The organism is Kitasatospora sp. NPDC032121, from assembly GCF_055580145.1.
The window spans coordinates 298576-324416 of record NZ_JBVILX010000006.1 but is presented as its reverse complement, the minus strand read 5'-3'; the positions used below and the strand labels follow the sequence as shown (position 1 = coordinate 324416).

The window sequence follows — 25841 nt, the reverse complement described above, 5'->3', positions numbered from 1 at the left end:
CCCCGTCAGATGTGCGGGACATCCTCGGGGATGTCGTAGAAGGTCGGGTGGCGGTAGACCTTGTCGCCGCTGGGCTCGAAGAACGGGTCGCGCTCGTCCGGGGTGGAGGCGGTGATCGCGTCCGAGCGGACCACCCAGAGGCTCACACCCTCGTTACGGCGGGTGTACAGGTCGCGGGCGGCGAGCAGGGCCATCCGGTCGTCGGAGGCGTGCAGCGAGCCGACGTGGACGTGGTTCAGCCCGCGCCGGGGGCGCACGAACACCTCGTACAGCGGCCAGCCGGCCTTGGACCCGGCCGGGGAGCCAACCTGGGGGTCGGTCACTTTCCGTTCTCCTGTTCGGTGGCTGCGGTGGCTTCAGCGGCCTCGGGGACTGCGGTGGTCTCGGGGGCTGCGGTGGCCTCGAAGGCTGCGGTGGTCTCGGGGGCTGCGGCGGCTTCGGCGGCGCGCTTGGCCGCGTAGGCGACGGCCGCCTCGCGCACCCAGGCACCGTCCTCGTGGGCGGCGCGGCGGCGCTCGACCCGCTGGGCGTTGCAGGGGCCCTGGCCGTGGATGACCCTGGTCAGCTCGGACCAGTCCGGCTCGCCGAAGTCCCAGCCGCCGCGCTCCTCGTTCCAGCGCAGCTCGGGGTCCGGGAGGGTGACGCCCAGGTGCTCGGCCTGCGGGACGGTCATGTCGACGAAGCGCCGGCGCAGCTCGTCGTTGCTGTGCCGCTTGATCCGCCAGGCCATCGAGCGGGCGCTGTTCGGCGAGTCGGCGTCCGAGGGGCCGAACATCATCAGCGACGGCCACCACCAGCGGTCCACCGCGTCCTGGACCATCCGGCGCTGGGCCTCGGTGCCGCGCATCAGCGTCATCAGCAGCTCGTAGCCCTGGCGCTGGTGGAAGGACTCCTCCTTGCAGATCCGCACCATCGCGCGGGCGTACGGGCCGTAGCTGCAGCGGCAGAGCGGGACCTGGTTGCAGATCGCGGCGCCGTCCACCAGCCAGCCGATCACGCCGACGTCGGCGAAGGTGAGGGTCGGGTAGTTGAAGATCGAGGAGTACTTCTGGCGGCCGGAGATCAGCTTCTCGGTGAGCTCGGCGCGGTCGACGCCGAGGGTCTCGGCGGCGGCGTAGAGGTAGAGGCCGTGGCCGGCCTCGTCCTGGGCCTTGGCGAGCAGGATCGCCTTGCGGCGCAGGGACGGGGCCCGGGTCAGCCAGTTGCCCTCGGGCTGCATGCCGATGATCTCGGAGTGGGCGTGCTGGGCGATCTGGCGGATCAGGGTGGCCCGGTAGGCGTCGGGCATCCAGTCCCTGGGCTCGATCCGCTGCTCGGCGGCGACGACCGCCTCGAACCGGTCCTCCGGCGTCTGCGCGGGGACCGCCTCGGCCACCTCTGCTGTCACCACGGTCCCCTCTCGTGTCCTACCCGGTCGGGCGGGCGTCTGGGCGCCGACCAACCGACTGACCGTTCGGTCGGTACCATTCTGCGCGGCGGGACGGAGGGATGGCAAGGTGCGGAACGGATAACAGCTGACAGATTTCAGAATCTGTCAGCTGTTATCCGTCGATTCTTCGCTGTTTGCTGTTCGCTGTCCCCTGTTCGCTGACTACTGTTCGCTGACTGCTGTTCGCTGTGAGTTGGTCGCTGTTCCCTGTCCGCTGTCGACTGTCTGCCCGTCGTCGACCGTCAGCGGTCGGCCGTCAGCGGCTCACCGGCGGCTCATCCCTCCGCGCGGTCCCGCAGTCGCGGCAGCGGTACGGCAAGAAGTGCTGCCAGCAGGGCGACCCGGGGGGCGATCTGGTCGAGCCGGATGTGCTCGTGCCGAGCGTGTGCTCCGGCGCCCACCGCACCGAAGCCGTCCAGGGTCGGCAGCCCGCGCGAGCCGGGCAGATTGGCGTCCCCCGCCCCACCCGCCGGGGCGCCGTCCAGCTGCTGCCCGAGCGCGGCGGCGAGCGAACGCACGTGCCGCAACAGCGGGTTGCCCGTCCGTTCGGGCCACGCCGGACGGCTGGACAGCACCTCCGTACGGACCCGGGCGCCCGGGCGCAGCGCGGTGAGCCGGGCGAGGTCGTCGAGCGTGCGGCGCTGCGCCTCTGCGGTGGCGAAGCGCAGCCCCAGCTCGGCCTCGGCCCGGCCGGCGACGACATTGGCGCGCGTACCACCGCTGATCCGCCCGGTGTTGAGCTCGGTACCGGGTTGGCCGGCGAGATCGCGCACCAGCACGAGCTGGTCCACCAGTTCGTCGACCGCGGACACCCCGTCGTGGGCGTCGTTGCCGGCGTGCGCCTCGCGGCCGGTCACGGTGAGCCGCACCCGGGTGCTGCCGCGCCGCGCGGTCTTCAACCGGCCGTCGGGGTGCGACGGTTCGAGCCCCAGGACCGCAGCGGCGCCGCGCAGCTGGCGCTCGACCAGGCGCCGCCCGTCCGGACTGCCCACCTCCTCGTCGGAGACCACGACCAGGCGGACGGTGCGGTGCGGGCACTCGCCCAGGTCCGCGAGAAGCGCCAACGCGCCCTCGAGGATGGCGAGTCCACCCTTCATGTCGACCACGCCGGGGCCGGTGAGCCGGCCGTCCTGCTCGGTCACCGGCCAGTCCGCGAGGGTGCCGACCGGCCAGACCGTGTCGTGGTGCCCGACGATCAGCAGGTGCGGCAGGGACTCGTCCCGGCCTTCCCACTCCAGTACCAGGTGGTCGCCCGCCGGTCCGGGTTCGCGGCGGGCGGTGGCACCGGTGGTACGGAACCCGGCCGCCAACTCCTCGGCCAGGGCGTCGAGTCTCGGGGCGTCACCACTGGGGGACTCGATCCGCGCCAGGTCGGCGCAGCGGCGCCGGACGGCGCCGGCGAGGCTACGGGCACGGGTGCTGAGTGCCTGCGGCACACCGGACAACGCCGTGGTGGCGGTTGCGGTCCCCGGGGTGGCGGTGGCCGCCGGTCTTGCCGTGGGCTTCGCGACAGCGGTCTTCGCCACCGCGGTCTTCGCGACGCCGGTTTTGGTGAGGGCTGATTTCGTGAGGGCGGTATTGGTGAGGGCCGACGTGGCGGCCGTGGTCTTGGCGACCGCCGCCTTGGTGGCGGCCGTCTTCGCGGTGGCGGTCGCGGTGGCGGTCGCGGTAGCGGTCGCGGTGGCGGACGCGGTGGCGGTGGCCTGCCCCGAGGCGGTCGGCACCGTGGTGGCCGGAGCCGGAGCGGCAGTTGCCGTGCAGGCGGCGGCAGCGGTACCGGTGGCAGTGGTGGCGGTGGCGAGGGCCTCGCCGTCGGTGGCGGCCGGGACGGTGGCAGGTGACGGGGCGGGTTCCCCGGCGGCGCCCGGCACGGCGTGCGACCCGATGGTCTGGGAACTCAACGCTCGCCTCCGCGGCCGCCGCCGGTATACAGCGGCCGTACCGGCCGACCGTTTCCGCCCGGGCGCCAGGCCCGGCCGGACCGCACCGATCGAACGGGATGATGGGCGGCCCACCGGAGCGGCCCGACTGGCCCAAGTACGGTGGTACGGCATGGCGGCGTGCTTGGCATGATGCGTCCTCCTCGCTCGATCCGGGGCCCCCGGTCCGCCCGGAGCCCCCGTGGACGGCGGCCTCCTGACAGCGGGCGCAGTGGCCGGACCGCCGCAGGGAAGCCGAGATGTGAGCCTAGAAGAACCGTCCGGTTTCCTGCGAGGTGGCCCTGCTCCCAGCGTGCCGGTACCGGGCCCCGCTTCGGAGGCCGCCCGTCCGCGATCGGCGCGGGCGCTCGGCGCGCGGGCCTGGATCGGCGCGCGGGCGCGGTCGCCGGATCGCGCCCATCTCCACCATGGACCCGCCGCCCGAGTTCGGCAGCGCAAACGGCCAAGGCACGGCATTTCCACGCCGGATGGGTGACAGCGGCTCAGCACGCGGTACGAACCGGGGGCACGCGACGGCTCAGGGAAGCCCGCTTCGGGTCCCGCCCTGACTCCGGAGGAACGTCCGGGGAACGCCCGCGTGTACACCGGACGATGCCGTGCCCCGATGTGCCCCACCGAGCCTCGACGTGCCTCGACTGCTACCCCGGGCACGGCGGGACGGCAGCCGGGCACGGCGGGACGGCTGGACGGCGTGCCCTTGGGACAGCGACTCGCTCAGCCACCGTCGCCCACCAGCCCGGCGTCGCGCGCGAGCAAGGCCGCCTGGACCCGGTTGCCGACTCCGAGCCCGGTCAGGATCCGGCTGACGTGCGCCTTGACGGTGCTCTCACGCATCCCGAGCACGCCGGCGATCTCCGCATTGGAGAGCCCGTCGGCGAGTTCGCGCAGGACCTCGGTCTCCCGCGGGGTGAGCCCGGCGACCCGACTGCGGGCCGTCACCGACCGGGGCGCCCCGACCCGGTGGTAGCGGTCGATCAGCCGTCGCGCGGCCGCCGGGTGCAGCATCCCCTGGCCGCCGGCGACGATGTGCACGGCCCGGGCGATCTCCGCGGGCGGGGTGTCCTTCAGCAGGAACCCGTCCGCCCCGGCCGCGAGCGCCTGGTACACGTACTCGTCCAGGTCGAAGGTGGTGAGGGCGATGACCCGCGGGCCGTCCGGGAGTTCGCGCAGCCGCCGGGTGGCGGCGATCCCGTCGAGCCTGGGCATCCGGATGTCCATCAGCACGACGTCGATCCGCCGGCTGCCGGCGAGTTCGACGGCCTGCAGCCCGTCGGCGGCCTCGGCGACCACGGTGAGTGCCGGATCCTGGGCCAGCAGGTCGACCAGGCCGAGGCGGACCAGCGCGTCGTCGTCGACCACCATCGTTCGGATCATGCGATGTCCTTCGGCTGAGGCTTCGCGCCCTGCTCTGACCGTTCTGACCGTTCTGATTGCTCTGATTGCCCCGATCCCTCGGACTGCTCCGAGCTCGGTGACACCCGCCCCGGGTGGGGCCGCGCGGCCCCCGGTGGTGAAGCCGGACCGTCGCCACGGGTGGGCCCCGGGTCGGGCGCCGCACGCGGCGGGCGGTCCGGCGCGGGTAACCGGGCGGAGAGCCGGAAGCCGCCGCCTCCGTCCGGGCCTGCGTCGAGATGGCCGCCGAGTGCGCCGACCCGTTCGGACAGCCCCACCAGTCCGTACCCGCCACCGGTGCGGGGCTCGTCCGGCGGCGCCTCGCCCGGGCCGTTGCGGACCTCGACCGTCGTCGCCGGAGCCCCGTAGCCGACCCGGACGGTGACGGGTGCGGCGTGGGCGTACTTGCGGGCGTTGGTCAACGCCTCCTGGACCAGCCTGTGCACAGCCAGTCGGTGGGTGGTCGGGACGGTCTCCGGGTCTCCGGAGAGGGCGAGTTCGACCCGCTGGCCGGCCTGGGTCGCCTCGCCGACGAGCTCGGTGAGGTCGCGCAGGGCGGGCGCCGGGACACGGCCGCCCCCGGCGGGCACGGACGGCTCGACTCCCGTGGCGGACGGGGCAGGTGGGTGGTCGGCCCGCAGCGCGCCCAGGACGTCGCGCAGGTCGTCGAGCGAACGGGCGGCGGTGGTGCGCAGCAGTTCGAGGCGGTGGGTGAGCCGGTCGGGGTCGGCGGCGACGGTGCCGGCTCTGGCCTGGTCGCGCAGCACCCCGGCGTGCAGCACGAGGAGGCTGAGCCGGTGGGCCAGCACGTCGTGCATCTCCCGCGCGATCCGAGCGCGTTCGGCGGCCCGGGCCTGTTCGGCGCGCAGCTCGCGCTCTCGGCGCAGCGCGTCGACCTGTTCGTGCAGGGTGCGGATCAGCACCCGTCTGCCGTGCAGCCACAGGCCGACCGCCAGGATGGCGGCCTGGACCAGGAGTTGGGACCCCGTGGCACCGACCCAGCCGAGCAGCGTATCCGCGCGCGTCGCCCCGGCCACCGCGATGACCGCGCCACCCGCCATCGCGGGGCCCGTCCGGCCGAGGTAGGCGAGGTGGAAGACGCTGAACAGCCCGGGGAAGGCGCGGTTGAACAGCCCGCCGACGAGCACCGGCAGCACGGCCGAGGCCACCGGGTGGCGGCGGGCGAGGAAGAGCGAGAGCGAGGCGAGCGCGGCCGCGGCCGTGCGCGGCAGGCGCAGCGGATCGTCGGAGTGCGCCCACTGGACCAGGGCCTCCTCGATGGCCAGGCCGAGCACGCCGATCAGCAGCAACGTGTCGATCCCGGCCCGGTGGTCCGGCTCGTACCAGCCGAGCACACTCCTGCGCATGCCCTTCCTCCTTTCCTCGCTTCGCGCTCCGAATGCCTTCCGTGGGGCCGGCGTTCGGAACTTCGGGCTCGATGCTAGGGGCGCTGCGCCGCGCAGCGCCTCTGTCTTCCGGCTACCCGCGCCCTCGACTTTCGTCGGGGGTCGGCGTCGCTGACCGGCCGATTCGCGGTGGCTCCGCCCTGCCTAGCGTCGACGGCATGACCGAAGACCGGCTCCGCCACCTCCCCGACTCCCCTTCCCTCCGCCACAGTTCGCCCGTCGGCGGGGACCACCTGCTGTTCCTCGCCGAGGCCCTGCGCACCTTCCACGACACCGGCGCGCTGGCCCCGAGCGGCCCCGAGCTGGTGAACGCGCTGGTGGTACCGGTCACCAGCCGCCCGAACCGTCCGATCTCGGTGCTGGAGGTGGGTGCCGGTACGGGCGTGGTCACCCGCCGACTGGCCCAAGTGCTGCGTCCGGGCGACCGGTTGCACGTCGTCGAGGCCAACCCGCGGTTCGCCGACCGGTTGCGGGAGGATCCGGTCCTGGCTGCCCGGCACCCCGGGGTCGGGTTGCGGCTGTCGGCCTGCCGGGTCGAGGAGCTGCCGGAGTGCCGGCCGGCGGCGCCGGACGGGGCGCGGCCGGAGGACGGTCCGCACCGGTACGACGTGATCGTGTCCGGGCTGCCGTTCACCAACTTCGAGCCCGCTCGGGTGCGGGACATCCTCGACCTCTACCTTCGGCTGCTGGTGCCCGGAGGCGAGCTGACGTACTTCGGGTACCTCGGCACGACGACGGCGCGCACCCTGACCTCGGGGCCCCGCCAGGGCGCCCGCCACCGGGCGGTGGTGCGGCTGCTGCGCCGGTTCGAGGCGGAGCACGGCCTGGGCCGGCGCACGGTGTGGCGCAACGTGCCGCCGGCCCGCGCCCACCTGCTGCGGTCGCCGGGCGGGCGCGAGGCCTGGGCACCGGCGACGGAAGCGACGGGCCCGGGCGCGACGGAGCGGGACACGGCGAGGCCGAAGAACCCGGCGGGCGGCGAGGAGGTGGGGCGTCACCCGATTCCGAACAACTGACAATCGACAGATGTCAACTTTCAGATAACAGACGACAGCGAACAGATTTTGAAATCTGTTCGCTGTCGTGCCATAGTGGCACCCGGGTCACCCTGCCCCCGCCTCCCCGGCACCGCAGCCGCCCCCTGGAGCCTCCCGTGTCCTCTCACACCCGTCCCGCCCAGCGCCCCCTCGGCACCACCGGGCCGGTCACCTCGGCCCTCGGCCTCGGGTGCATGGGCATGTCCGACCTGTACGGCCCGGCCGACGAGGCCGAGAGCATCGCCACCATCCACGCCGCCCTCGACGCCGGGATCACCCTCCTCGACACCGGCGACTTCTACGGCATGGGCCACAACGAGCTGCTGATCCACGAGGCACTGCGCGGCCGCGACCGCGAGAGCGTGCAGATCAGCGTGAAGTTCGGTGCCCAGCGCACGCCCGACGGCCAGTGGCTCGGGTACGACGCCGGCCCCGCCGCCACCAAGACCGCGCTCGCCTACACCCTGCGCCGCCTGCGCACCGACCACGTCGACGTCTACCGCCCGGCCCGGCTGGACCCGAACGTCCCGATCGAGGAGACCGTCGGCGCCATCGCTGACCTGGTGCAGGCCGGCCACGTCCGCCACATCGGGCTCTCCGAGGTCGGCGCCGACACCCTGCGCCGGGCCGCCGCCGTCCACCCGATCAGCGACCTCCAGATCGAGTACTCATTGCTGTCCCGCTCGATCGAGGCCGCCGTCCTCCCCGCCGCCCGCGAACTCGGCATCGGCGTCACCGCGTACGGCGTGCTCTCCCGCGGCCTGCTCGGCGGCCACTGGGACCGGGAACGCGCCCTCAGCGGCACCGACTTCCGCAGCCACAGCCCGCGCTTCCAGGGCGAGAACCTGGCCCACAACCTGGCGCTGGTCGAGGCCCTGCGCGAGATCGCCGCCGCCCGCGGCACGACCGTCGCCCAGATCGCCATCGCCTGGGTGGCCTCGCGCGGGCAGGACGTCGTCCCGCTGGTCGGCGCCCGCCGCCGGGACCGCCTGACCGAGGCCCTCGGCGCACTCGACGTCACGCTGACCGAGGCCGACCTCGCCGCCATCGAGGCCGCCGTACCCGCCGGCTCCGCCGCCGGCGACCGGTACGGCGCCGCACAGATGGCCCACCTGGACAGCGAACGCTGACCGCACCACCCAGCCCCACACCCCGACCGCCCCGACCGCCACGCCCGACCACACGATCCCAAGGACGGACCTCCCCGTGACCACGGACACCACACTCACCGCCGAGCAGATCCTGATCGCAGCGGAGGACGTCCTGCGGCGCTTCGGCCCGGCCAAGGCCACCGTCGTGGACGTCGCCCGCAACCTCGGTGTCAGCCACAGCAGCGTCTACCGCCACTTCCCCAGCAAGGCTGCGCTGCGCGAGGCCGTCACCCAACGCTGGCTGGACCAGGCGCACTTCGACCTGGCGGCCATCTCCAACGAGGGCGGCCCCGCCGCCACGCGGCTGCACCGCTGGCTGAAGACGCTGTTCGCGGCCAAGCGGAAGAAGGCGCTGGACGACCCGGAGCTGTTCGCCACCTACATGGTGCTGGTCGAGGAGAACAGCGGCCTGGTGGAAGCCCACATCGACACCCTGGTCGACCAGATCGCGCAGATCGTCCAGGACGGCACGGAGGGCAAGGAGTTCAAGCTCGCTCACATCCGGAACACCGCCCGCGCCGTCTTCGACGCCACCGGCCCGTTCCACGACCCGGCCTATGCGGCCACCTGGTCCACCCCGGGGATCGACGACCGGTTCGAAGCCGTCTGGCGGCTCGTTCTCGGTGGCCTGAAGGCCAAGTGACGGAACATCAGTGATCGGGGGCGCCGGCGAGCCGGGGGAAAACCGCTGGCCGGCGCCCCGCCCGTCGGCCAGACTGCCGCACACGGTCGATCTCACCTGGAGGATGACATGCGTGCGGCCCGCCCGGTCCTGGACAGCCTGGAGGGGCTCGCCCTCGGCGACGCCTTCGGCGACCGGTGGTTCGCGGTGCCACTGGACGAGGCGCCCGCCGCGCTGGCCGCCCGGTTGGTCAGGCCGGCGCCCTGGCACTGGACCGACGACACCGCCATGGCGCTCGTGCTGGTCCGCCACCTGCTCGACGGGGGCGAGGTCCGACCGGACGCGCTCGCCCGGGAGTTCGCCGCCGAGTACGGGCGCGAGTACGGGCGCAAGTACGGCCCGTCGATGCACCGGGTGCTGCGCGGGATCGGCGCCGGCGGGGACTGGCGCACCATCACCGCGGGCCAGTTCGAGGGCCAGGGCTCTTACGGGAACGGCGCCGCGATGCGGGTCGCACCGCTGGGGGCCTGGTTCGCCGAGGACCTCGACCTGGTGGCCCGGCAGGCCGAACGGCAGGCGCTCACCACCCACTTCCACCCGGAGGCGGTCGCCGGTGCGGTGGCGGTCGCGCTCGCCGCGGCGCTGGCGGTCCGCAGCCGGGGCGAAGACCCGCCCACTCAGGCCGAGTTGCTGACCGAGATCGCCGGGCGGCTGCCGGACACCGACGTCCGCTCCGGGCTACGGATCGCCGCCCGGCTGCCCGAGCACACCAGTGTCCGGCACGCCGCCAACGTGCTCGGCTCGGGAACGCTGATCTCCGCCCCGGACACCGTGCCGTTCGCCCTCTGGTCCGCGGCCGGGCACCTGGACTCGCTGCCCGAGACCGTCTGGCACACCCTGGAGGGCTGGGGCGACAAGGACACCACCTGCGCCATCGCCGCCGGCGTGACCGCCGCCAGGACCGGGCTCGCGGGCGCGCCGCCCGAGTGGCTCACCGCGCGCGAGCAACTCCCGGGCTGGGTCGGCGAGGTGTCCCTGACCACCGACCGGTGATCGGGCGCAACGGTCGGTGACCAGAACACCCGCTGACCGGAACACCTGGAAAGCCGGGCCCCGCTTCGGGGCCCGGCGGTCAGCGCCGGGAGACGAAGCGGAACACCCGGTAGGCGAGGAGCAGGACCATCGCGCCACCGATCGCCGACACCCAGGTCGTGACGTCGAGGATGCTCAGTCTCACCGTCCCGTGCATCCAGTGCGAGACGATCCAGGTGCCGATGTAGGAGCCGGTGATGCCGATCAGGGTGCTGCCGATCAGGCCGCGCTCACCCCTCGACATCGCCATCCTGGCCACGGTCCCCGATACCAGGCCCAGCACGATCCACGCCATCCAGCTCATCCGCCGCCCCTTGCGTCATCGGTTGACGACCCCGCCGAGCCCCCTGGGTCCGACCGGAAGGACGTACGAGGACGCCGTGCCGTTCCAGCGAACGGAAGGACCGGTACGAACCGGCCACCCGCGTGCCGGAGCCGCGGCCGAACTGCTCCGTCAGCGGCGCGAGTTGCCGAACAGCAGCCGGTAGACGATCAGCAGCACCAGCGCGCCGCCGATCGCCGACACCCAGGTCGCCGCGTCGAAGAAGTGCGCGGTGACCGAGCGGTGCAGGAAGTGCGACGCGATCCAGCCGCCGACGAAGGACCCGGCGATGCCGATCAGGGTGGTCACGATCAGGCCGCCAGGGTCCTTCCCCGGCAGCAGCAGCTTGGCCAGCCCACCCGCCAGCAGGCCCAGCACGATCCACGCGACGATGCTCATCCGCGATCCCCTCCCGTCCGAGGCGCGACGGGCCCCGTCCCGTCCGCTCTTGCCCGCAAGGACGCCATCGCACGCCACCCGGTTCCGGCACCCGCGGAGCCGCGGTCGAAGCAGCCGACCAGCCGGGCCCGCGCCATGCCGGGCCGTGCCGTGCTGGCCTGACCATCGGCGACACCCCGCACGACTGGCTCTTCCCGCGCACCGCCGCCGTGGTCCACCACGCGGGCGCCGGCACCACGGCCGCCGCCCTCCGCTCCGGAACGCCCACCGTGCCCGTGCCGGCCCCACTCGACGCGCCGTTCTGGTCCGCCCGGCCGGCCCTGCTCGGGGTCTCCCCCGACCCCGTCCCCCTGCGCGCCCTCACCCCCGCCCGCCTCGCCGCCGCCCTGCGCCTCGCCCTCGACGACCCCCGCTACCGCGCCCGCGGCCAAACCGTCGCCGCCGCCCTGGCCGCCGAGGACGGTGCGGCCAAGGTCCTGACCGCCGTGGAACGGGTGGCGGCAACGGCCGGGTGACGAGTGGCAGCCGACAACGGACGGCGAACAGCAGACAGCTGACAGATTTCAAAATCTGTCAGCTGTCCGCGGCCACCCGTCATCTGTCAGCCGCCACCCGTCAACCGCCTTCCGTCATCCGTCAGCGCCCCCACCCCACTCCCTCCCGACGCCCCTCTCCCGAACACCCCGGTCAGCCCCAGGTACACCACGGCCGCCGCCGTCAGCCCGACGGCCCAGCCGTAGTCGGCGAGCGGCTTGAGGACGGGGATCAGACCGTCGGCCGGAAAGGGGCCCTGCTCGGCGCCGTCGGCGTCGAGAGCGGAGTACGAGCCGCCGACGGCCAGCACCCCGCCCACCAGCAGCGCCGCGACGGCCCGCCAGTTCCAGCCGGCCGCGTACCAGTAGGCCCCGCCCGGCCGGTACAGCTCGGCGAGCCGGAGGCGGGTGCGGCGAAGCGCCCAGTAGTCGGCGATCAGCACTCCTCCGACCGTGCCGAGCAGGCCACCGACCACGCCCAGCCAGGTGAAGATGTACACGTGGGGGTCGGAGATCAGCCGCCACGGGAAGATCGCGATCCCGACCACTCCCGTGATCAGCGCCCCGGTCCGGAAGGTGACGAGGCGCGGCAGCAGGTTGGCCAGGTCGTAGGCGGGTGAGACGACGTTGGCGGCGATGTTCACCGACAGCGTCGCAACCAGCACGGTCAGCAGCGCGAACAGGATGCCGACCGGGTTCTCCATCTTGGCGGCCAGTTGGATCGGGTCCCACACCGGAGCCCCGTAGACCGCCTCGGAGCCCGAGGTGACCAGCACGGACAGGAAGGCGAACAGCGTCATCGTGGTCGGCAGGCCGAGTGCCTGCCCGCGGATCTGGGCCCGCTGGCTGCCGCCGAAGCGGGTGAAGTCGGGAATGTTCAGCGAGAGGGTGGACCAGAACCCGATCATGCCCATCAGAGCCGGGAAGAAGACCTTCCAGAAACCGCCGCCCCACCCCAGCCTGGACGGCTGGTCCAGCAGCGGCCCGAGCCCGCCCGCCTTGACGGTGATCCACACCAGCAGCGCGAGCGCGCCGACCATGACGAACGGCGCCGCCCAGTTCTCGAACCGCCGCAGCGCCTCCATCCCCCGCGCGATGACGGCCATCTCGATCAGCCAGAACAGCACGAACGAGAGCCACTGCGTCCACGGGTAGCCGCCGAACTCACCGGCCGTGCGCCAGGATTCACCGAACAGCTTGCCCGCCAGCAGGAAGATGCCCTCGCCGCCGATCCAGGTCTGGATGCCGAACCAGGCACAGGCCACCGCCGCCCGCAGCAGGGCGGGCAGGTTGGCGCCGCGCAGCCCGAAGGCGGCGCGGGCGAACACCGGGAACGGGATGCCGTACTTCGTTCCGGCGTGGCCGGTGAGCAGCATCGGTATGAGCACGAGGAGGTTGGCGAGCGCGATGGTCAGCACCGCCTGCTTCCAGTCCATGCCGAGCGTGACGAGGCCCGAAGCCAGCGTCCAGGACGGGATGTTGTGGGCCATGCCGACCCAGAGCGCGAGGAAGTTGTACGTGGTCCAGGTGCGCCGCGCCACCGGGACCGGCCGCAGGTCGTCGCTGGTGAAGCCGTTGGGGGGCAGGTCCCCGGCGGCCGGGTCGAGTTCGACCCGGCCGTCGGGGTGGTGCCACTGTCTTCCGCCACTGGTCGCGGTGTCGGGCATGGGCAACTCCCGTCCGCCGCGGGCGAGTCCGCGGCTGGGCTCAGGTGGAGGTCACAGGCGGATTCGCGGGCAGGTTCACCAGCCGGCTCGGGATCGGCACCACAGCGGGCCGCCACCGCAACGGATCGCCACCGCAACGGATCGGCACCACAGCGGGTCGCCATCGCAACGGATCGGCACCACAGCCGGAGGGGCATCACACGGACATCACAGGCAGAACATCACGAACAGGGCGTCACAGGTGCGGGATGACGTCCGTCCCGTACGCGTCGATGGTCGCCTCGATGGCGTCGTGCATGGCGTAGACGGCGAACTGGTCGACGCCGAGCGAGCGGAGCTCCGCGAGCCGGGCCCGCTGCGCCTCCACCGGGCCGATCAGGCAGAAGCGGTCCACGATCTCGTCGGGGACGAAGGCCGTGTCGGGGTTCCCGGCCCGCCCGTGGTGGCTGTAGTCGTAGCCTTGGCGGCCCTTGATGTAGTCGGTGAGCGCCTCCGGCACCAGGTCGGAGTGCTCGCCGTAGTGACCGACCAGGTCGGCCACGTGGTTGCCGACCATGCCGCCGAACCAGCGGCACTGCTCCCGGGCGTGGGCGAGCGCCTCGGGCGAGTCGTCCGCGGTGACGTAGGCGGGGGCGGCTACGCAGATGGTGATCGAGTCCGGGTCCCGGCCGGCCTCGACGGCGGCGGCCCGTACCGCCTTCACCATGAACTCCGTGAGGTAGGGGTCGGCCAACTGCAGGATGAACCCGTCTGCCTGCCGTCCGGTCAGGTTCAGCGCCTTCGGCCCGTACGCCCCCATCCAGATCGGCAGGGAGGCACCGGCGCCGACCCACGGCAGGTGCATCTCGGTGCCGTCCACCTCGGCGGTGCGCCCCTCGGCCAACTCCTTGATGGCGTGCATGGCTTCGGAGAGCCGGGCGAGGGTGGCGGGGCGTCGTCCGGCGACCCGCATGGCGGAGTCGCCGCGGCCGATGCCGCAGACGGTCCGGTTGCCGTACATGTCGTTGAGCGTGGCGAACATGGAGGCGGTCACCTCCCAGGTGCGGGTCGAGGGGTTGGTGACCATCGGGCCCACGACCATCCGCTCGGTCTCCGCGAGGATCCGGCTGTAGATGACGAAGGGCTCCTGCCACAGCACGCAGGAGTCGAAGGTCCAGCCGTGGCTGAACCCGGCCCGCTCGGCGCGGATCATCCGGTCGATGAGCAGCCGGGCGGGCGGGTCGGTCTGAAGGACGAGGCCGATGTCCATGAGGGGCTCCAGGTAAGGGTTTCGACCGCCGCCGCCCGGTCGCCGGTCGGGTCGGAGCGACGAGCGCGCGGGCGGCGGCGGGTGGACGTCCAGAGCGGGAGAGGCGGGCGGACGTTCCGGACGGGAGGAACGAGAGGGGCAGGAGGTATGGAAGGAACGGGAGGGGCAGGAGGGATGGGAGGGACGGGAAGCGGAGGGGGTGTCAGAGCAGGTACTGGCAGGTGTCCCGGCGCAGGAAGGTGCCGTGGCCGGCCCGGCCCAGCCAGTGGCCGTCGTCCAGCACGACGGTGCCGCGCGACATCACCGTCCGTGCCCGGCCGGTGAGTCGGCGGCCCTCGTAGGCCGAGTAGTCCACGTTCATGTGGTGGGTCGCGGCGGAGACGGTCTGCACCGCGGTGGGGTCGTAGACCACCAGGTCGGCGTCGGCGCCCGGGGCGATGGTGCCCTTGCGCGGGTGCAGGCCGAACATCCGGGCCGGGGTGGTGCAGGCGATCTCGACCCAGCGGCGCCGGCTGATGTGCCCGTCCAGCACGGCCTGGTGGAGCAGGTCCATCCGGTTCTCGACGCCCGGCAGGCCGTTGGGGATCTTCGAGAAGTCGCCCCGGCCCAGCTCCTTCTGGCCGACGAAGCAGAACGGGCAGTGGTCGGTGGAGACCACCTGGAGGTCGTTGGTGCGCAGGCCGCGCCAGAGCGCGTCCTGGTGCTCGCGCGGCCTCAGCGGCGTGCTGCACACGTACTTGGCGCCCTCGAAGCCGTCGGCCCCCTCCTCGGCGAGGTTGTCGGTGGAGAGGAAGAGGTACTGGGGGCAGGTCTCGCCGAAGACGTTGAGGCCTTCGTCCCGGGCCCGGGCGAGTTCGGCGAGCGCGGCGGCGGCGGAGACGTGCACCACGTAGAGCGGGCTGCCGGCCACCTGGGCGAGTCTGATCGCCCGGTGGGTGGCCTCGGCCTCCAGCAGTTCGCGGCGAACCTCGCCGTGGTGGCGGGGGGCGGTCCTCCCGGCGGCGAGTGCCTGTTCGACCAGGACGTCGATGGCGATGCCGTTCTCCGCGTGCATCATGATCAGCCCGCCGTTGGCGGCGCCGCGCTGCATGGCGCGCAGGATGCGGCCGTCGTCGCTGTAGAACACGCCGGGGTAGGCCATGAACAGCTTGAAGGAGGTGGACTCGCCGGAGTCCACGAGGGCGTCCATCTCCTTCAGCACCGCGTCGTTGACGTCGGAGACGATGGTGTGGAAGGCGTAGTCGATCGCGCAGTTGCCCTCGGCCTTGGCGTGCCAGGTGTCCAGGCCCTCGCGCAGCGAACCGCCGACCGGCTGGACGGCGAAGTCCACGATGGTGGTGGTGCCGCCCCAGGCGGCGGCCCGGGTGCCGGTCTCGAAGGTGTCGGAGGCCGCGGTGCCGCCGAACGGCAGTTCCATGTGGGTGTGGGCGTCGACGCCGCCCGGGATGACGTAGTGGCCGGTGGCGTCGATGACGGTGTCGGCGGTCCAGGCCTCGGCGGCGGAGCTTCCGGTGGCGGCGAGGGCGGCGATGCGCTCGCCCTCGATCAGGACGTCGGCGTGGAGTTCCTCGGTGGCGGTGATGACGAGGCCGCCGCGGACGACGGTGCGCTGCTGCGGGCCGCGGGCGGTCCGCACGTCGTTGGTGGTCATCGGGCTGCTCCTCACGCCTCGGCGAGCGGCCCGTAGGCGTCGGGGCGGCGATCGCGGTAGAACGCCCACTGCTGGCGGACCTGTTCGATCAGGCCGAGGTCGAGGTCGCGGACGACGAGTTCCTCCTCCTTGTCGGAGGCGACGTCGCCGACGAACTGACCGCGCGGGTCCACGAAGTAGGAGGTGCCGTAGAAGTCGTTGTCGCCGTACTCCTCGGTGCCGACGCGGTTGATCGCGGCGACGAAGTACTCGTTGGCGACGGCGGCGGCGGGCTGTTCGAGCTGCCAGAGGTAGCCGGACAGGCCGCGGCTGGTGGCGGAGGGGTTGTAGACGATCTGCGCGCCGGCCAGGCCCAGGGCGCGCCAGCCCTCGGGGAAGTGGCGGTCGTAGCAGATGTACACCCCGACCTTGCCGACGGCGGTGTCGAACACCGGCCAGCCGAGGTTGCCGGGCTTGAAGTAGTACTTCTCCCAGAATCCCTTGACCTGCGGGATGTGGTGCTTGCGGTACTTGCCGAGATAGCTGCCGTCGGCGTCGATGACGGCGGCGGTGTTGTAGTAGACGCCGGTCTGCTCCTCCTCGTAGACCGGGACGACCATCACCAGCCCGAGTTCGCGGGCGAGGTCCCGCATCCGGCGCACGGTCGGGCCGTCGGGAACGGCCTCGGCCCAGCGGTAGTGCTCGGCCTCCTGGACCTGACAGAAGTAGGGGGAGTTGAAGACCTCCTGGAAACCGATGATCTTCGCGCCCTGGGCGGCGGCCTCGCGGGCGTACCGCTCGTGGAGCGCGATCATGCTCTCCTGGTCACCGGTCCAGCGGGTCTGGACGAGCGCGGCACGGACGATCTGCGACATGGGTACCTCCGCAACTCCGCGGCCCGGCCGTGTGGTCGGGCCTGCGGTCTGAGGGTTGACGGGGCTGGTCCGACCCGCGGTTCCGCTCGGGGAACCACTGGGTCTACGTGCGTAGAAAGCGATCTGTAGACGGTAGGCCCGGCCTCGGTGGCCTGACAATACGTCGGCTGAAACGCGTCTGGGGCGATCTTGTTGCGCGGACACGCGGACGGTCCCGGGTGGGATGAAAAGCTGATCTACCCCGGGAGTTGCCCCCTTACTCGTTCGAGTGAAACCAGGCACTCCTGGTGCGCAATCGGCGATGGTGGGGTAAGACCCGCGTGGACATCGTCGCGGATCACTACGAACCGTCAGTTCACCGTGGTCTCCTACGAGTTCACGGCCCGGTCACGGGGGATCGGGCCGACGAAGCGGGGGTGTGGTGGTGAGGAATTCCGCGGCGGACACCGCGAGATCGGCGGAACCGACGGGCACGGCGCCCACGGCGGCGGGCGCCCCCGCGGCACGGCCGCCCTCCCTGCCCGCCTGGGCGGGCCTGCTGCTCGCCCTCGGCGCGCTGCTGCCGCTCGTCCTCGGCGGGCTGCTCTTCCACCGCCAGGCACCGCCCGTACGGGACGTCGCCCTCCAGTTGGCCGGTTCCCGCACGGCAGCCGAGGCGGTGGTCGGCGGGCGGGTCGCGGACCACCTGGCCGCCCTGCGCGCCGACGGCTGGCTGATCGGCGGCTACGGGCTGACGCTGGCCGCCGCGGCACTGCTGGGCGGGTACGTGCTCGGGCCGGCGCGCCGGCGGTCGCAGGCGTTCGCGGTCGGCGGCGCCGGGCTGCTCGCGGCCTGCTGCGACCTCGGCGAGGACGCGCTGCTGCGCGCGGGGCTCGACGGCCTCCACCCGGGCGCGGGCGGCTCCGACGCCCCCTTCGCCGCCGCCACCGCGCTCGCCACCGTCAAGTGGCTGCTGCTCCTGCCCGCCGGGGCGGGTGCCGCGGGGCTGTTGCTGGTGACGGCCACCCGGGCGGCGCGCGGGCTCCGGCGGTCGCGCGTGGACGCGAAGGCCTTCGGCGCCGACTCCCCCGACCGGCCGGCACTGATCCCGCCCTGGCCGATCGCCACCCGGCACGCCGCCCCGCCACCCGCCCGCGCGGCGCCGGGTGCCTGCGCCACACCCGACGCCCGGGAAGCACCCGTCCGGCACGCCCACTGGCGCGACGCCGCCCGGGTGCCGCCCGGCCGTGAGCCCGCCGAGCTCGGCTTCTGCGCGTCCGGCGGCGGCATCCGCTCGGCCTGCGTCACGCTCGGCGCGCTCCAGTCGCTGCGGCCCTGGCTGAAACGGGCCCGCTACCTGGTCTCCGTCTCGGGCGGCGGCTACACCGTCGGCGCGCTCCAGCTCGCACTCAGCGACTCGGCCCCCGGCAGCCCGGTGCGCGCCGTCTCGGGCCTGACGGCCGACACCGTGCTGGAGCCCGGCTCCCCCGAGGAGGACCACCTCCGCCGGCACGGCAAGTACGTCGCCGACGGCGCCGGGGAATGGCTGGTCGCCCTCGGGACACTGCTGCGCGGCCTGCTGTCCGCCCTCACCCTGCTGCTGGCCGCCGTCCTGACGCTCGGCCTCGGACTCAGCCGCTTCTACCGGGCCGTGCCGCTCACCGATCCGGGCCGGCTGGCGGCGGCCGGGCTGCGCCACGCCGGGGCCGTCGCAGGGCCGTTGGAGTTCCGGGCGCCGGCGCTCGCGGCCCTCGGTGCCCTACTGGCGTCGGCGGCCGGGTGCTGGCTGCTCTGGCTGCTGGCCTTCCCGTCGCTCGGCTGGCAGGCGCTGCTGCCACGCGTGCTGCGCCGGGTCAACCTCGGCCTGCTCGGGCTGGCCGCCCTGCTGGCCGTCGGGCTGCTGGCGGTGCCGGGGCTGGCCTGGGGCGCGGTGCGGCTCCAGCAGGCCCTGGCCGCGGGGCCGCAGCTGACCGGCGCGGGGCTCGGCCTGACCTTGGCGCTCAGCTACCTGGCACTGCTGCTCGGCATACTCTGGCGCGACCGCCGGGTGCCCGGCCGGGGTGCCGGCGCACCGGGCGCGGCGGGCCGCGGCGCGGTCCGGCCCTGCGGCGTCCGCGCCGCCAGCCTCCCCCAGACCCTCGTGGTGTGGTCCGCCCTCCTGGCGCTGACGGCGGGTGCGCTGCTGGCCCTCGGCTGGGCGGTCGCCACCGGGTACGCCTGGCCGGCCGCCGTCCAGGTGCTGCTGCCGCTGCTGCTCGTCGCGGTCGGGCTGAACCTCGACCAGACCTGGATGAGCCTGCACCCGTTCTACCGGCTGCGGCTGGCCTCGGCGTTCGCGGTCCGGCGGGTCACCGAGGGCGGCCGTTCGCTGGCCCGCCCGTACCACTTCTTCCGGGAGCAGACCTGGCTGAGCCACTACGGCGCCCGGCGCCCCGACTTCCCGCAGGTGATCTTCTCGGCGGCGGCCAACCTGTCGGGCAACTCCCGCACGCCACCGGGCCGTCCGGCGGTCTCCTTCTCGCTCTCGTACGACTACGTGGGCGGTCCGGACGTCGGGTACGCGCGTACCGACCTGCTCGAGCGGCGCACCCGTCCGCACATCGCCAGGGACCTCACCGTGCAGTCGGCGATGGCCGTCTCCGGCGCGGCCTTCTCCTCCGCGATGGGACGGGAATCCCGGGTCTACCAGCGGCTGTTCGCGGTCACCAACGCGCGTCTCGGCACCTGGCTGCCCAACCCCGCGGTGCTCGGTCCGGACTGGTCCGGGCCGCCGGACTGGCGCCGCTCCGCGCAGCCCTCCGTCCGCCGCCTCCCGTACCAACTGCGGGAGCTGATCGGGCGGTTCCCGGCCGACGACCGCTTCCTGCTCACCACCGACGGCGGCCACTACGAGAACCTCGGGCTGGTCGAGCTGCTGCGGCACCGGGTGCGCACCGCGGTCTGCATCGACGCCAGCGGGGACGCCGGCTACGCCACCAACCTGGCCGCCGCGATCACCCTGGCCCGTGAGGAGCTGGGTGTCACCATCACGCTGCACGAGCCCGAGCTGCTGATCCCGGGCAGCGCCGCCGACCGGCCCGCCGAGGGCGGCGTCGCGCACGACGGCACGAACGACGGCCCCGACGGTGGCCCGGACACCGGTTCGGACAGCGGTTCGGACAGCGGCCGGGGCTCCGGTGCGAACGGCCGCACGGGCCGCCGACCGCCGCTGCGCGGGCTGGCGGCGCAGCTGTCCGCCAGGCTCTCGGCCCGGGCGGTGGTCACCGGGGACATCCACTACCCCGACCTGGGCGACGGCCCCGGGGCCGTCCGGCACGGCCGACTGATCGTCCTCCAGGCGGTGCTGACTCCCGACATGCCGTACGAGCTGCACGCCTACGCGATGGCGAACCGGGCCTTCCCGAACGACCGCACGAGCGACCAGTGGTTCGACCACCAGCAGTTCGACGCCTACCAGACGCTCGGCCGCCACTTGGGCGAACAGGCCGCACCGCTGGTCGAGCGGGCCCTGGCCGGCCCCGCGCCGGACAGCACCGCCGGGTCGCTGCCCGCGCAGCCGGCGGATGACGCCGTGCCGGCACCGTCGGCCACTGCCCCGCCGGCGCCGCGCGGCCGGGCCGAGGGGTAGCGGCCGACGGGTTGTCGACACGTGGTCGAGGGGCGGTCCGCGGGTGGCCGAGGGGGCCGCCCGCGGACCGGCGGTGACCGGCGGCGGGCCGTCGGCTCGGCTTGACTTCGTCCGGTTCGCTCGGGAAGGATCCGGCGCATGGAATCCGGCACCACTCTGGTCTGCCGCCTGCACGTCGATCTGCGACGCCAGGCGAGTTCCATCTGTGCCTGTTGACCTTGCTCTTCCCCGCCGGTCCCGCCCTGTGACGTATGCCAGGGCCCGTGCCGCGCGATCGCACCCGCATTCCTGACTTCCGCCTCCGTCCCGGCGCACCCGTGCGTGGCCGGCCGCTCCGTCGGCCCGCGCCCGTCCACGGCCGCCGGACGGCGGGCGCATCCCACCGACGTTCCCCGCCGCATCCGAGGACGCCCCCCATGAGCCTGAGCCCGAGCATCAGCCCCGACGCCCGACCGGCCGCCGACCCCGGTCCCGCCCCCGGTCCCGACTCCGCCACCGCCCCCGGCACCGTCCATCGCGCCGCCCCCGGCACCGCCCCCGTCCATCACGCCGCCCGCGGCACTGCCCCCGTCCATCGCGCCGACACCGGCACCGGCACCGCGCGCCCCGCCGACAACGCGGGCAAGGCCGGCAACGCGGGCACCGCGAGCGCCGCCGCCAACCCCGAGCCGCCACCGACGCCGCCCGCCGAGTCCACCCCCGCGCCGCTCACCCCCGGCGCCCTGCGGACCATCGTCCGCGAGCTGGCCGAGCGCCCCGAGGAGTGGATCCACCACGTCCGCCTCTCCACCGAGGAGCGCTGGTACCGGCGACTGGCCGTCGACGGGGACCACGAGGTGTGGCTGATCAGCTGGTTGCCCGGCCAGTCCACCGGTTTCCACGACCACGGCGGCTCGCGCGGCGCGTTCACCGTCGCCCTCGGCGAGTTGGAGGAGCTGTCCCTCGGCGGCCCGGACCAGGGCCTGCTGATCCGGAGGATCCCGGCCGGCACCACCCGCGCCTTCGGCCCCGAGTACGTGCACGACGTGCGCAACACCGCCGTCGGCCCGGCCGTCACCCTGCACGCCTACTCGCCGCCCCTGAGCTCGATGGCGCACTACGACCTGCGGGCCGGCGGGCTCGTCCGCACCTCCGAGGAAGGACCCGAACAGTGGTGACCACGATCGACGACCTGGTGGAGCGGGCCCGCGAGGGCGTCCACCGGCCGCGCGCCCGGGAGGCGTACCAGGCCCAGCTGGACGGCGCGCTGCTGGTGGACATCCGTCCGGCGGCGCAGCGGGCGGCCGAGGGGGAGATCCCCGGCTCGCTGATCATCGAGCGCAACGTGCTGGAGTGGCGGCTCGACCCGACGGGCAGTCACCGGATTCCCGAGGCCTCGGGCTATGACGTCGAGGTGATCGTGGTCTGCTCCGAGGGTTACGCCTCCAGCCTGGCCGCCGCCTCCCTGCGCGAGCTGGGGCTTCATCGGGCGACCGACCTGGACGGTGGTTTCGTCGGCTGGGCGGCCAGCGGCCTGCCGACCCGTCAGGGCGGCTGAGCGCGCGGGCGCACCGCGTGCCGGGGCGGTAAATCAAGGACAGGAGATGATGCAGGTCATAGTCTGATCAGAGTTTCCGCCGGTCCAAAGCTGGGCAGCTACGCGGGCGGAAGTACGCCTGGGCGCTAGAAACTGCCGTCACCGAACGACCCGACCGAACGACCGAACGACCCAGGCGCCACCTCCCCGGGGCGCCCTGACGAGGAAACTCCACGTGATCAGATTCGAGGGCGCGGGAAAGCGCCACCCCGACGGCACCGTCGCCGTCGAGGGCCTGGACCTGGAGGTCCCGACCGGTCGGATAACCGTCCTGGTCGGGCCTTCCGGCTGCGGGAAGACCACCCTGCTGCGCATGGTCAACCGGATGGTCGAGCCCACCTCCGGCCGGGTCCTGCTGGACGACACGGACGTCGCGAAGCTGGAACCCGCCAAGCTGCGCCGTGGCATCGGCTACGTGATCCAGCAGGCCGGGCTCTTCCCGCACCGCAAGGTGATCGACAACATCGCCACCGTCCCCTACCTGCTCGGCTGGGACCGCAAGAAGGCCCGCGCCCGCGCCGCCGAACTGCTCGAACTGGTCGGGCTCGCACCGGAGACCGCCAAGCGGTACCCGTTCCAGCTGTCCGGCGGCCAGCAGCAGCGCGTCGGTGTGGCGCGCGCGCTGGCCGCCGACCCACCGGTGCTGCTGATGGACGAACCGTTCAGCGCGGTCGACCCGGTGGTACGGGCCGGGCTCCAGGAGGAGCTGCTGCGGCTCCAGTCCGAGCTGCGCAAGACGGTGCTGTTCGTCACCCACGACATCGAGGAGGCCGTCCGGCTCGGCGACCAGGTGGTGGTGCTCCGCGAGCACGGCCGGATCGCCCAGCTGGCCGACCCGCACACCCTGCTCACCACCCCCGCCGACGACGGCGTGGCCGCCTTCCTCGGGCGCGACCGGGGCCTGCGCGGCCTCGGCCTGCGCCCCGCGAAAACCGTCGAGCTCCGTCCCCTGGACGGAGGGCTCCGGTACGGCGGCTGGGAGTTGACGCTGGACGACGAACGCCGCCCGATCGGCTGGATCGACCGCGACGCCGTCACCGCCGAACTGCACCCGCCGGCGGGCTTCCGCCCGGACACCGACACCCTGCGCACCGCGCTGGACGCCGCCGTCCTCTCCCCCGCCGGGGTCGCGGTCGCGCTGGACGCCGACGGACGGGTCACCGGTACGGCGAGCCGCGACGCCGTCCTCGCCGCGCTGCGGCCCGACGGCTCTGGCTCCGGCTCCGGCTCCGACTCGTCTGAGGCCGGCCAGGGCGCCCGCGTCGACAAGTCCCCGGCCGGCGCCGGAAGCCGGCCGAACGACACTGGCGGACAGCACGACGTGGCGGGCGCGGACGGAGTCGACGGTGGACGATGAACCGATCGTCCGCTGGTACTGGATCGGCGACCACCTCGGCTACCTCGGCGACCTGCTCGCCGACCACGCCCTGATCGCCCTCGTCCCCGTGCTCATCGGCCTGCTGCTGGCCGTCCCGCTCGGCCTGGCCTGCGCCCGCTACCCCAGGCTGTACCAGCCGCTGTCCGCCGTGTTCAACATCGTCTACGCACTGCCCTCGCTGGCCGTGTTCGTGGTGCTGATCCCGTACACCGGCCTCGCCACCCAGGCGACCGTGATGATCCCGCTCACCTTCTACGCCCTCGCCGTGCTGCTGCCGACCACCGTGGACGGGCTGCGCGCCGTCCCGGACCCCGTCCGGCAGGCCGCCACCGCGATGGGGTACGGGCCGTGGCACCGGCTGACCTCGGTCGAGCTCCCGGCCGCCGTGCCGTACCTGATCGCCGGACTGCGGGTCGCGGCGGTGTCCAGCATCTCGCTGGCGAGCGTCGGCGCACTGGTCGGTCGCGGCGGGCTCGGGTACCTGTTCGTCGACGGCTTCCAGCGCACCTTCCCGACCCCGATCGTGGCCGGCATCGTGCTGATCGCCGTCCTGGCCCTGGCCGTCGACCTGCTGCTGGTGGCCGCCCGACGGCTGCTCGCGCCGTGGGCCGTCCGGGAGAAGGGAGCCGGCTCGTGAACTGGCTGAACTGGCTGAGCGACTTCTTCACCGCTCCGAACCACCTCAGCGGGCCGGACTCGATCGTGCACCGGGTCGCCGAGCACCTGGTGCTCTCCGGCGAGGCCCTGCTGTTCGCGGCGCTGCTCGCCGTCCCGCTCGGACTGCTGATCGGCTACACCGGGCGCGGCGTCACCGCGGTGACCGCGCTCGCGGGCGCCGCCCGCGCCCTGCCCACCCTCGGCCTGGTGACGCTGGCGGTGCTGCTCGCCGGGGTCGGCGACACCGCCGTGCTGGTCCCGCTGGTCGCGCTCGCCGCACCGCCGCTGCTGGTGGCCGCCGTCGAGGGGGTGCGCGGCACCGATCCGGACGTCCGGGACGCCGCGCGCGGCATCGGGCTGACCCACCCCCAGGTGCTGCGGCAGGTCTGCCTGCCCTCGGCAGCGCCGACCCTGCTGGCGGGCTTCCGCACCGCGACCGTGCAGGTCATCGCGACCGCCACGGTGGCCGCCTACGTCGGCCTGGGCGGTCTCGGCCGCTACGTCATCGACGGGCTGGCGACCCGCCAGTACGCGGTGACCGTGGGCGGCGCGCTGCTGGTGGTGCTGCTCGCGGTCGCCGCCCAGCTGTTCTTCGCGCTGCTCGCCCGGTTCGCGCTCCCGCCCGGGGTGCGTGCCCAGCAGCAGCCCAACTGACCCCGTCCGCCCTCCTCTCCAACTCCGGAAGGACATCTGTCACCATGTCGACAATCAACCGAAGCCGCCGCGTCGCCGCCATCGGCGCCCTCGCCGCGCTCGCCCTCGGCGCCACCGCCTGCGGTTCCTCCGGCGGCAACCCGCTCGACGGGGGCGCGGGCGCCTCGGCCTCGGCGGGCGGCTCGGGCGGCTCGGACGGCTCGGGCGGTTCCGGGTCGACCGTCGTCGTCGGCTCGGCGAACTTCCCGGAGAACGTCCTGCTCGGATCGATCTACTCGCAGGCGCTCAAGGCCAAGGGCGTCAAGGTCCAGGAGAAGTTCAACATCGGCAGCCGCGAGGTGCTCTACGGGCAGCTGCAGAGCGGCAACCTGACCGTCCTGCCGGAGTACAACGGCTCGCTGCTCGCCTACCTGGACGCCAAGTCCACCGCCGTCACCACCCAGGACGTGAACGCGGCGCTCACCAAGACGCTGCCGGCCTCGCTGGGCATCCTCGACTCCTCCCCGGCCGAGGACAAGGACTCGCTCAGCGTCACCCAGGAGACCGCCGACAAGGACAACCTCAAGAGCATCGCCGACCTCGCCGCCAAGGGCGGCGAGTTCACCATCGGCGGGCCGCCAGAGTTCAAGACCCGCCGCGAGCAGCAGCTCAAGGACGTCTACGGGCTGACCTTCAAGGAGTGGAAGCCCACCGCCGACACCACCGCGAACGCACTGAAGGACGGCAGCATCCAGGTCGGCAACGTGTTCACCACCGACCCGAAGATCGCCCAGTACAAGCTCGTCCCGCTGGCCGACCCGAAGAACATCTTCGGGGCACAGAACGTCACCCCGCTGGTCCACAAGGCGGGCGTGGACGCGACCGCGACGGCGGCGCTCAACGCGGTGTCGGCCAAGCTCGACACGGCCGGGCTGATGGCGCTGATGAAGCGCGTGTCGGTGGACAAGGAGGACCCGTCGGCCGTCGCCAAGGACTGGCTGAAGTCCAACGGCCTCGGCTGACGGCTGACGGCCGGTCGGCAGACGACCGACGGCTGACGGCTGACGGCCGGTCGGCAGGGCCGGCGGTCCGGCCTGCGACAGGCGGTCGGCAGGTCGACCGGCAGGCGGGCGCGGCCCGGGGGGGGGGGGGGGGGGGGGGGGTGGGGGTGGGGGGGGGGGGGGGGGGGGGGGGCCCGTCAGAGGACCGGCAGCAGCCGGGGGAGCTGGCCGACAGTGGAAGTGGG

24 protein-coding genes are annotated in these 25841 nt (G+C 73.5%); 13 read left to right on the top strand and 11 right to left on the bottom strand.

Annotation, left to right across the window (positions count from 1 at the left end; genetic code table 11):
- Positions 1 to 5: 5 nt before the first annotated feature.
- From paaB to ACZ5OX_RS19270, 5 genes are all read right to left on the bottom strand, one after another.
- Complete coding sequence (gene paaB, locus ACZ5OX_RS19290; protein WP_387757691.1) at positions 6 to 323, bottom strand: 1,2-phenylacetyl-CoA epoxidase subunit PaaB; 318 nt, start codon at positions 321 to 323, stop codon at positions 6 to 8.
- Positions 320 to 1390, bottom strand: coding sequence for a 1,2-phenylacetyl-CoA epoxidase subunit PaaA (paaA, locus tag ACZ5OX_RS19285; protein WP_465631285.1), 1071 nt, complete (start codon positions 1388 to 1390; stop codon positions 320 to 322). Before paaA ends, paaB begins: the two co-directional genes overlap by 4 nt.
- Before the next feature lie 314 nt (positions 1391 to 1704).
- On the bottom strand, positions 1705 to 3330 hold the full coding sequence (locus tag ACZ5OX_RS19280; RefSeq protein WP_465631283.1) for a M20 family metallopeptidase: 1626 nt from the start codon (positions 3328 to 3330) through the stop codon (positions 1705 to 1707).
- A 753-nt stretch (positions 3331 to 4083) separates the two neighbouring features.
- On the bottom strand, positions 4084 to 4743 hold the full coding sequence (locus ACZ5OX_RS19275; RefSeq protein ID WP_465631281.1) for a response regulator: 660 nt from the start codon (positions 4741 to 4743) through the stop codon (positions 4084 to 4086).
- Positions 4740 to 6128, bottom strand: a complete 1389-nt coding sequence (locus ACZ5OX_RS19270; RefSeq protein ID WP_465631279.1) for a sensor histidine kinase — start codon at positions 6126 to 6128, stop codon at positions 4740 to 4742. Before ACZ5OX_RS19270 ends, ACZ5OX_RS19275 begins: the two co-directional genes overlap by 4 nt.
- A gap of 197 nt (positions 6129 to 6325) precedes the next feature.
- Between ACZ5OX_RS19270 and ACZ5OX_RS19265 the strand changes: the two genes are divergently transcribed.
- From ACZ5OX_RS19265 to ACZ5OX_RS19250, 4 genes are all read left to right on the top strand, one after another.
- Complete coding sequence (locus ACZ5OX_RS19265) at positions 6326 to 7183, top strand: class I SAM-dependent methyltransferase (RefSeq protein ID WP_465631277.1); 858 nt, start codon at positions 6326 to 6328, stop codon at positions 7181 to 7183.
- A 137-nt stretch (positions 7184 to 7320) separates the two neighbouring features.
- Complete coding sequence (locus ACZ5OX_RS19260) at positions 7321 to 8334, top strand: aldo/keto reductase (RefSeq protein WP_465631275.1); 1014 nt, start codon at positions 7321 to 7323, stop codon at positions 8332 to 8334.
- Between the two features lie 76 nt (positions 8335 to 8410).
- Positions 8411 to 8998: a TetR/AcrR family transcriptional regulator gene (locus ACZ5OX_RS19255; RefSeq protein WP_465631273.1), complete on the top strand. Its 588-nt coding sequence runs from the start codon at positions 8411 to 8413 to the stop codon at positions 8996 to 8998.
- Between the two features lie 108 nt (positions 8999 to 9106).
- Entirely contained in the window at positions 9107 to 10030 is a 924-nt protein-coding gene (locus tag ACZ5OX_RS19250) for an ADP-ribosylglycohydrolase family protein (protein WP_465631271.1), read from the top strand.
- A gap of 79 nt (positions 10031 to 10109) precedes the next feature.
- Here ACZ5OX_RS19250 and ACZ5OX_RS19245 read toward each other — a convergent pair whose 3' ends face one another.
- Positions 10110 to 10373, bottom strand: coding sequence for a GlsB/YeaQ/YmgE family stress response membrane protein (locus tag ACZ5OX_RS19245; protein ID WP_392871954.1), 264 nt, complete (start codon positions 10371 to 10373; stop codon positions 10110 to 10112).
- Positions 10374 to 10523: 150 nt separating this feature from the next.
- Positions 10524 to 10790, bottom strand: a complete 267-nt coding sequence (locus ACZ5OX_RS19240; RefSeq protein ID WP_224275209.1) for a GlsB/YeaQ/YmgE family stress response membrane protein — start codon at positions 10788 to 10790, stop codon at positions 10524 to 10526.
- A 5-nt stretch (positions 10791 to 10795) separates the two neighbouring features.
- Here ACZ5OX_RS19240 and ACZ5OX_RS19235 point away from each other — a divergent pair, with 5 nt between their 5' ends.
- Positions 10796 to 11305, top strand: a complete 510-nt coding sequence (locus ACZ5OX_RS19235; RefSeq protein WP_465631409.1) for a nucleotide disphospho-sugar-binding domain-containing protein — start codon at positions 10796 to 10798, stop codon at positions 11303 to 11305.
- Between the two features lie 86 nt (positions 11306 to 11391).
- Here ACZ5OX_RS19235 and ACZ5OX_RS19230 read toward each other — a convergent pair whose 3' ends face one another.
- The 4 genes from ACZ5OX_RS19230 to ACZ5OX_RS19215 all read right to left on the bottom strand — a co-directional run bounded on the left by ACZ5OX_RS19230 (position 11392) and on the right by ACZ5OX_RS19215 (position 16744).
- Positions 11392 to 12990 carry an NCS1 family nucleobase:cation symporter-1 gene (locus tag ACZ5OX_RS19230; protein WP_465631269.1) on the bottom strand — a complete coding sequence of 533 codons (1599 nt, stop codon included), beginning with the start codon at positions 12988 to 12990 and terminating at the stop codon, positions 11392 to 11394.
- A gap of 235 nt (positions 12991 to 13225) precedes the next feature.
- Positions 13226 to 14239, bottom strand: coding sequence for a TIGR03842 family LLM class F420-dependent oxidoreductase (locus ACZ5OX_RS19225; protein WP_465631267.1), 1014 nt, complete (start codon positions 14237 to 14239; stop codon positions 13226 to 13228).
- Between the two features lie 202 nt (positions 14240 to 14441).
- Positions 14442 to 15890 (bottom strand): dihydropyrimidinase, encoded by a 1449-nt coding sequence (gene hydA, locus ACZ5OX_RS19220; RefSeq protein WP_392871969.1) that lies wholly within the window; start codon positions 15888 to 15890, stop codon positions 14442 to 14444.
- 11 nt (positions 15891 to 15901) lie between these two features.
- The gene (locus tag ACZ5OX_RS19215; protein WP_392871972.1) at positions 15902 to 16744 is read right to left on the bottom strand and encodes a nitrilase-related carbon-nitrogen hydrolase; all 843 of its coding nucleotides are present in this window, start codon (positions 16742 to 16744) and stop codon (positions 15902 to 15904) included.
- Between the two features lie 424 nt (positions 16745 to 17168).
- Here ACZ5OX_RS19215 and ACZ5OX_RS19210 point away from each other — a divergent pair, with 424 nt between their 5' ends.
- The 8 genes from ACZ5OX_RS19210 to ACZ5OX_RS19175 all read left to right on the top strand — a co-directional run bounded on the left by ACZ5OX_RS19210 (position 17169) and on the right by ACZ5OX_RS19175 (position 25617).
- Positions 17169 to 20351, top strand: coding sequence for a hypothetical protein (locus ACZ5OX_RS19210; protein WP_465631265.1), 3183 nt, complete (start codon positions 17169 to 17171; stop codon positions 20349 to 20351).
- A gap of 138 nt (positions 20352 to 20489) precedes the next feature.
- Positions 20490 to 20567 carry a putative leader peptide gene (locus ACZ5OX_RS19205; protein ID WP_350736542.1) on the top strand — a complete coding sequence of 26 codons (78 nt, stop codon included), beginning with the start codon at positions 20490 to 20492 and terminating at the stop codon, positions 20565 to 20567.
- A gap of 200 nt (positions 20568 to 20767) precedes the next feature.
- Positions 20768 to 21508: a cysteine dioxygenase gene (locus tag ACZ5OX_RS19200; RefSeq protein WP_465631263.1), complete on the top strand. Its 741-nt coding sequence runs from the start codon at positions 20768 to 20770 to the stop codon at positions 21506 to 21508.
- Positions 21502 to 21888, top strand: a complete 387-nt coding sequence (locus tag ACZ5OX_RS19195; RefSeq protein WP_360251340.1) for a rhodanese-like domain-containing protein — start codon at positions 21502 to 21504, stop codon at positions 21886 to 21888. The genes ACZ5OX_RS19200 and ACZ5OX_RS19195 overlap by 7 nt, the downstream gene beginning before the upstream one ends.
- Positions 21889 to 22102: 214 nt before the next feature.
- The gene (locus ACZ5OX_RS19190) at positions 22103 to 23284 is read left to right on the top strand and encodes an ABC transporter ATP-binding protein (protein WP_465631261.1); all 1182 of its coding nucleotides are present in this window, start codon (positions 22103 to 22105) and stop codon (positions 23282 to 23284) included.
- On the top strand, positions 23274 to 23942 hold the full coding sequence (locus ACZ5OX_RS19185) for an ABC transporter permease (RefSeq protein ID WP_449791662.1): 669 nt from the start codon (positions 23274 to 23276) through the stop codon (positions 23940 to 23942). Before ACZ5OX_RS19190 ends, ACZ5OX_RS19185 begins: the two co-directional genes overlap by 11 nt.
- Entirely contained in the window at positions 23939 to 24616 is a 678-nt protein-coding gene (locus ACZ5OX_RS19180; protein ID WP_465631259.1) for an ABC transporter permease, read from the top strand. The genes ACZ5OX_RS19185 and ACZ5OX_RS19180 overlap by 4 nt, the downstream gene beginning before the upstream one ends.
- Before the next feature lie 44 nt (positions 24617 to 24660).
- Entirely contained in the window at positions 24661 to 25617 is a 957-nt protein-coding gene (locus ACZ5OX_RS19175) for an ABC transporter substrate-binding protein (protein WP_465631257.1), read from the top strand.
- Positions 25618 to 25841: the final 224 nt, after the last annotated feature.

Coding starts and splice junctions, on each gene's coding strand:
- ACZ5OX_RS19270 (WP_465631279.1), bottom strand. CDS start 6,128: ATGCGCAGGAGTGTGCTCGGCTGGTACGAGCCGGACCACCGGGCCGGG.
- ACZ5OX_RS19230 (WP_465631269.1), bottom strand. CDS start 12,990: ATGCCCGACACCGCGACCAGTGGCGGAAGACAGTGGCACCACCCCGAC.
- ACZ5OX_RS19240 (WP_224275209.1), bottom strand. CDS start 10,790: ATGAGCATCGTCGCGTGGATCGTGCTGGGCCTGCTGGCGGGTGGGCTG.
- ACZ5OX_RS19245 (WP_392871954.1), bottom strand. CDS start 10,373: ATGAGCTGGATGGCGTGGATCGTGCTGGGCCTGGTATCGGGGACCGTG.
- ACZ5OX_RS19265 (WP_465631277.1), top strand. CDS start 6,326: ATGACCGAAGACCGGCTCCGCCACCTCCCCGACTCCCCTTCCCTCCGC.
- hydA (WP_392871969.1), bottom strand. CDS start 15,890: ATGACCACCAACGACGTGCGGACCGCCCGCGGCCCGCAGCAGCGCACC.
- ACZ5OX_RS19225 (WP_465631267.1), bottom strand. CDS start 14,239: ATGGACATCGGCCTCGTCCTTCAGACCGACCCGCCCGCCCGGCTGCTC.
- ACZ5OX_RS19215 (WP_392871972.1), bottom strand. CDS start 16,744: ATGTCGCAGATCGTCCGTGCCGCGCTCGTCCAGACCCGCTGGACCGGT.
- ACZ5OX_RS19205 (WP_350736542.1), top strand. CDS start 20,490: ATGGAATCCGGCACCACTCTGGTCTGCCGCCTGCACGTCGATCTGCGA.
- ACZ5OX_RS19275 (WP_465631281.1), bottom strand. CDS start 4,743: ATGATCCGAACGATGGTGGTCGACGACGACGCGCTGGTCCGCCTCGGC.
- ACZ5OX_RS19250 (WP_465631271.1), top strand. CDS start 9,107: ATGCGTGCGGCCCGCCCGGTCCTGGACAGCCTGGAGGGGCTCGCCCTC.
- ACZ5OX_RS19200 (WP_465631263.1), top strand. CDS start 20,768: ATGAGCCTGAGCCCGAGCATCAGCCCCGACGCCCGACCGGCCGCCGAC.
- ACZ5OX_RS19175 (WP_465631257.1), top strand. CDS start 24,661: ATGTCGACAATCAACCGAAGCCGCCGCGTCGCCGCCATCGGCGCCCTC.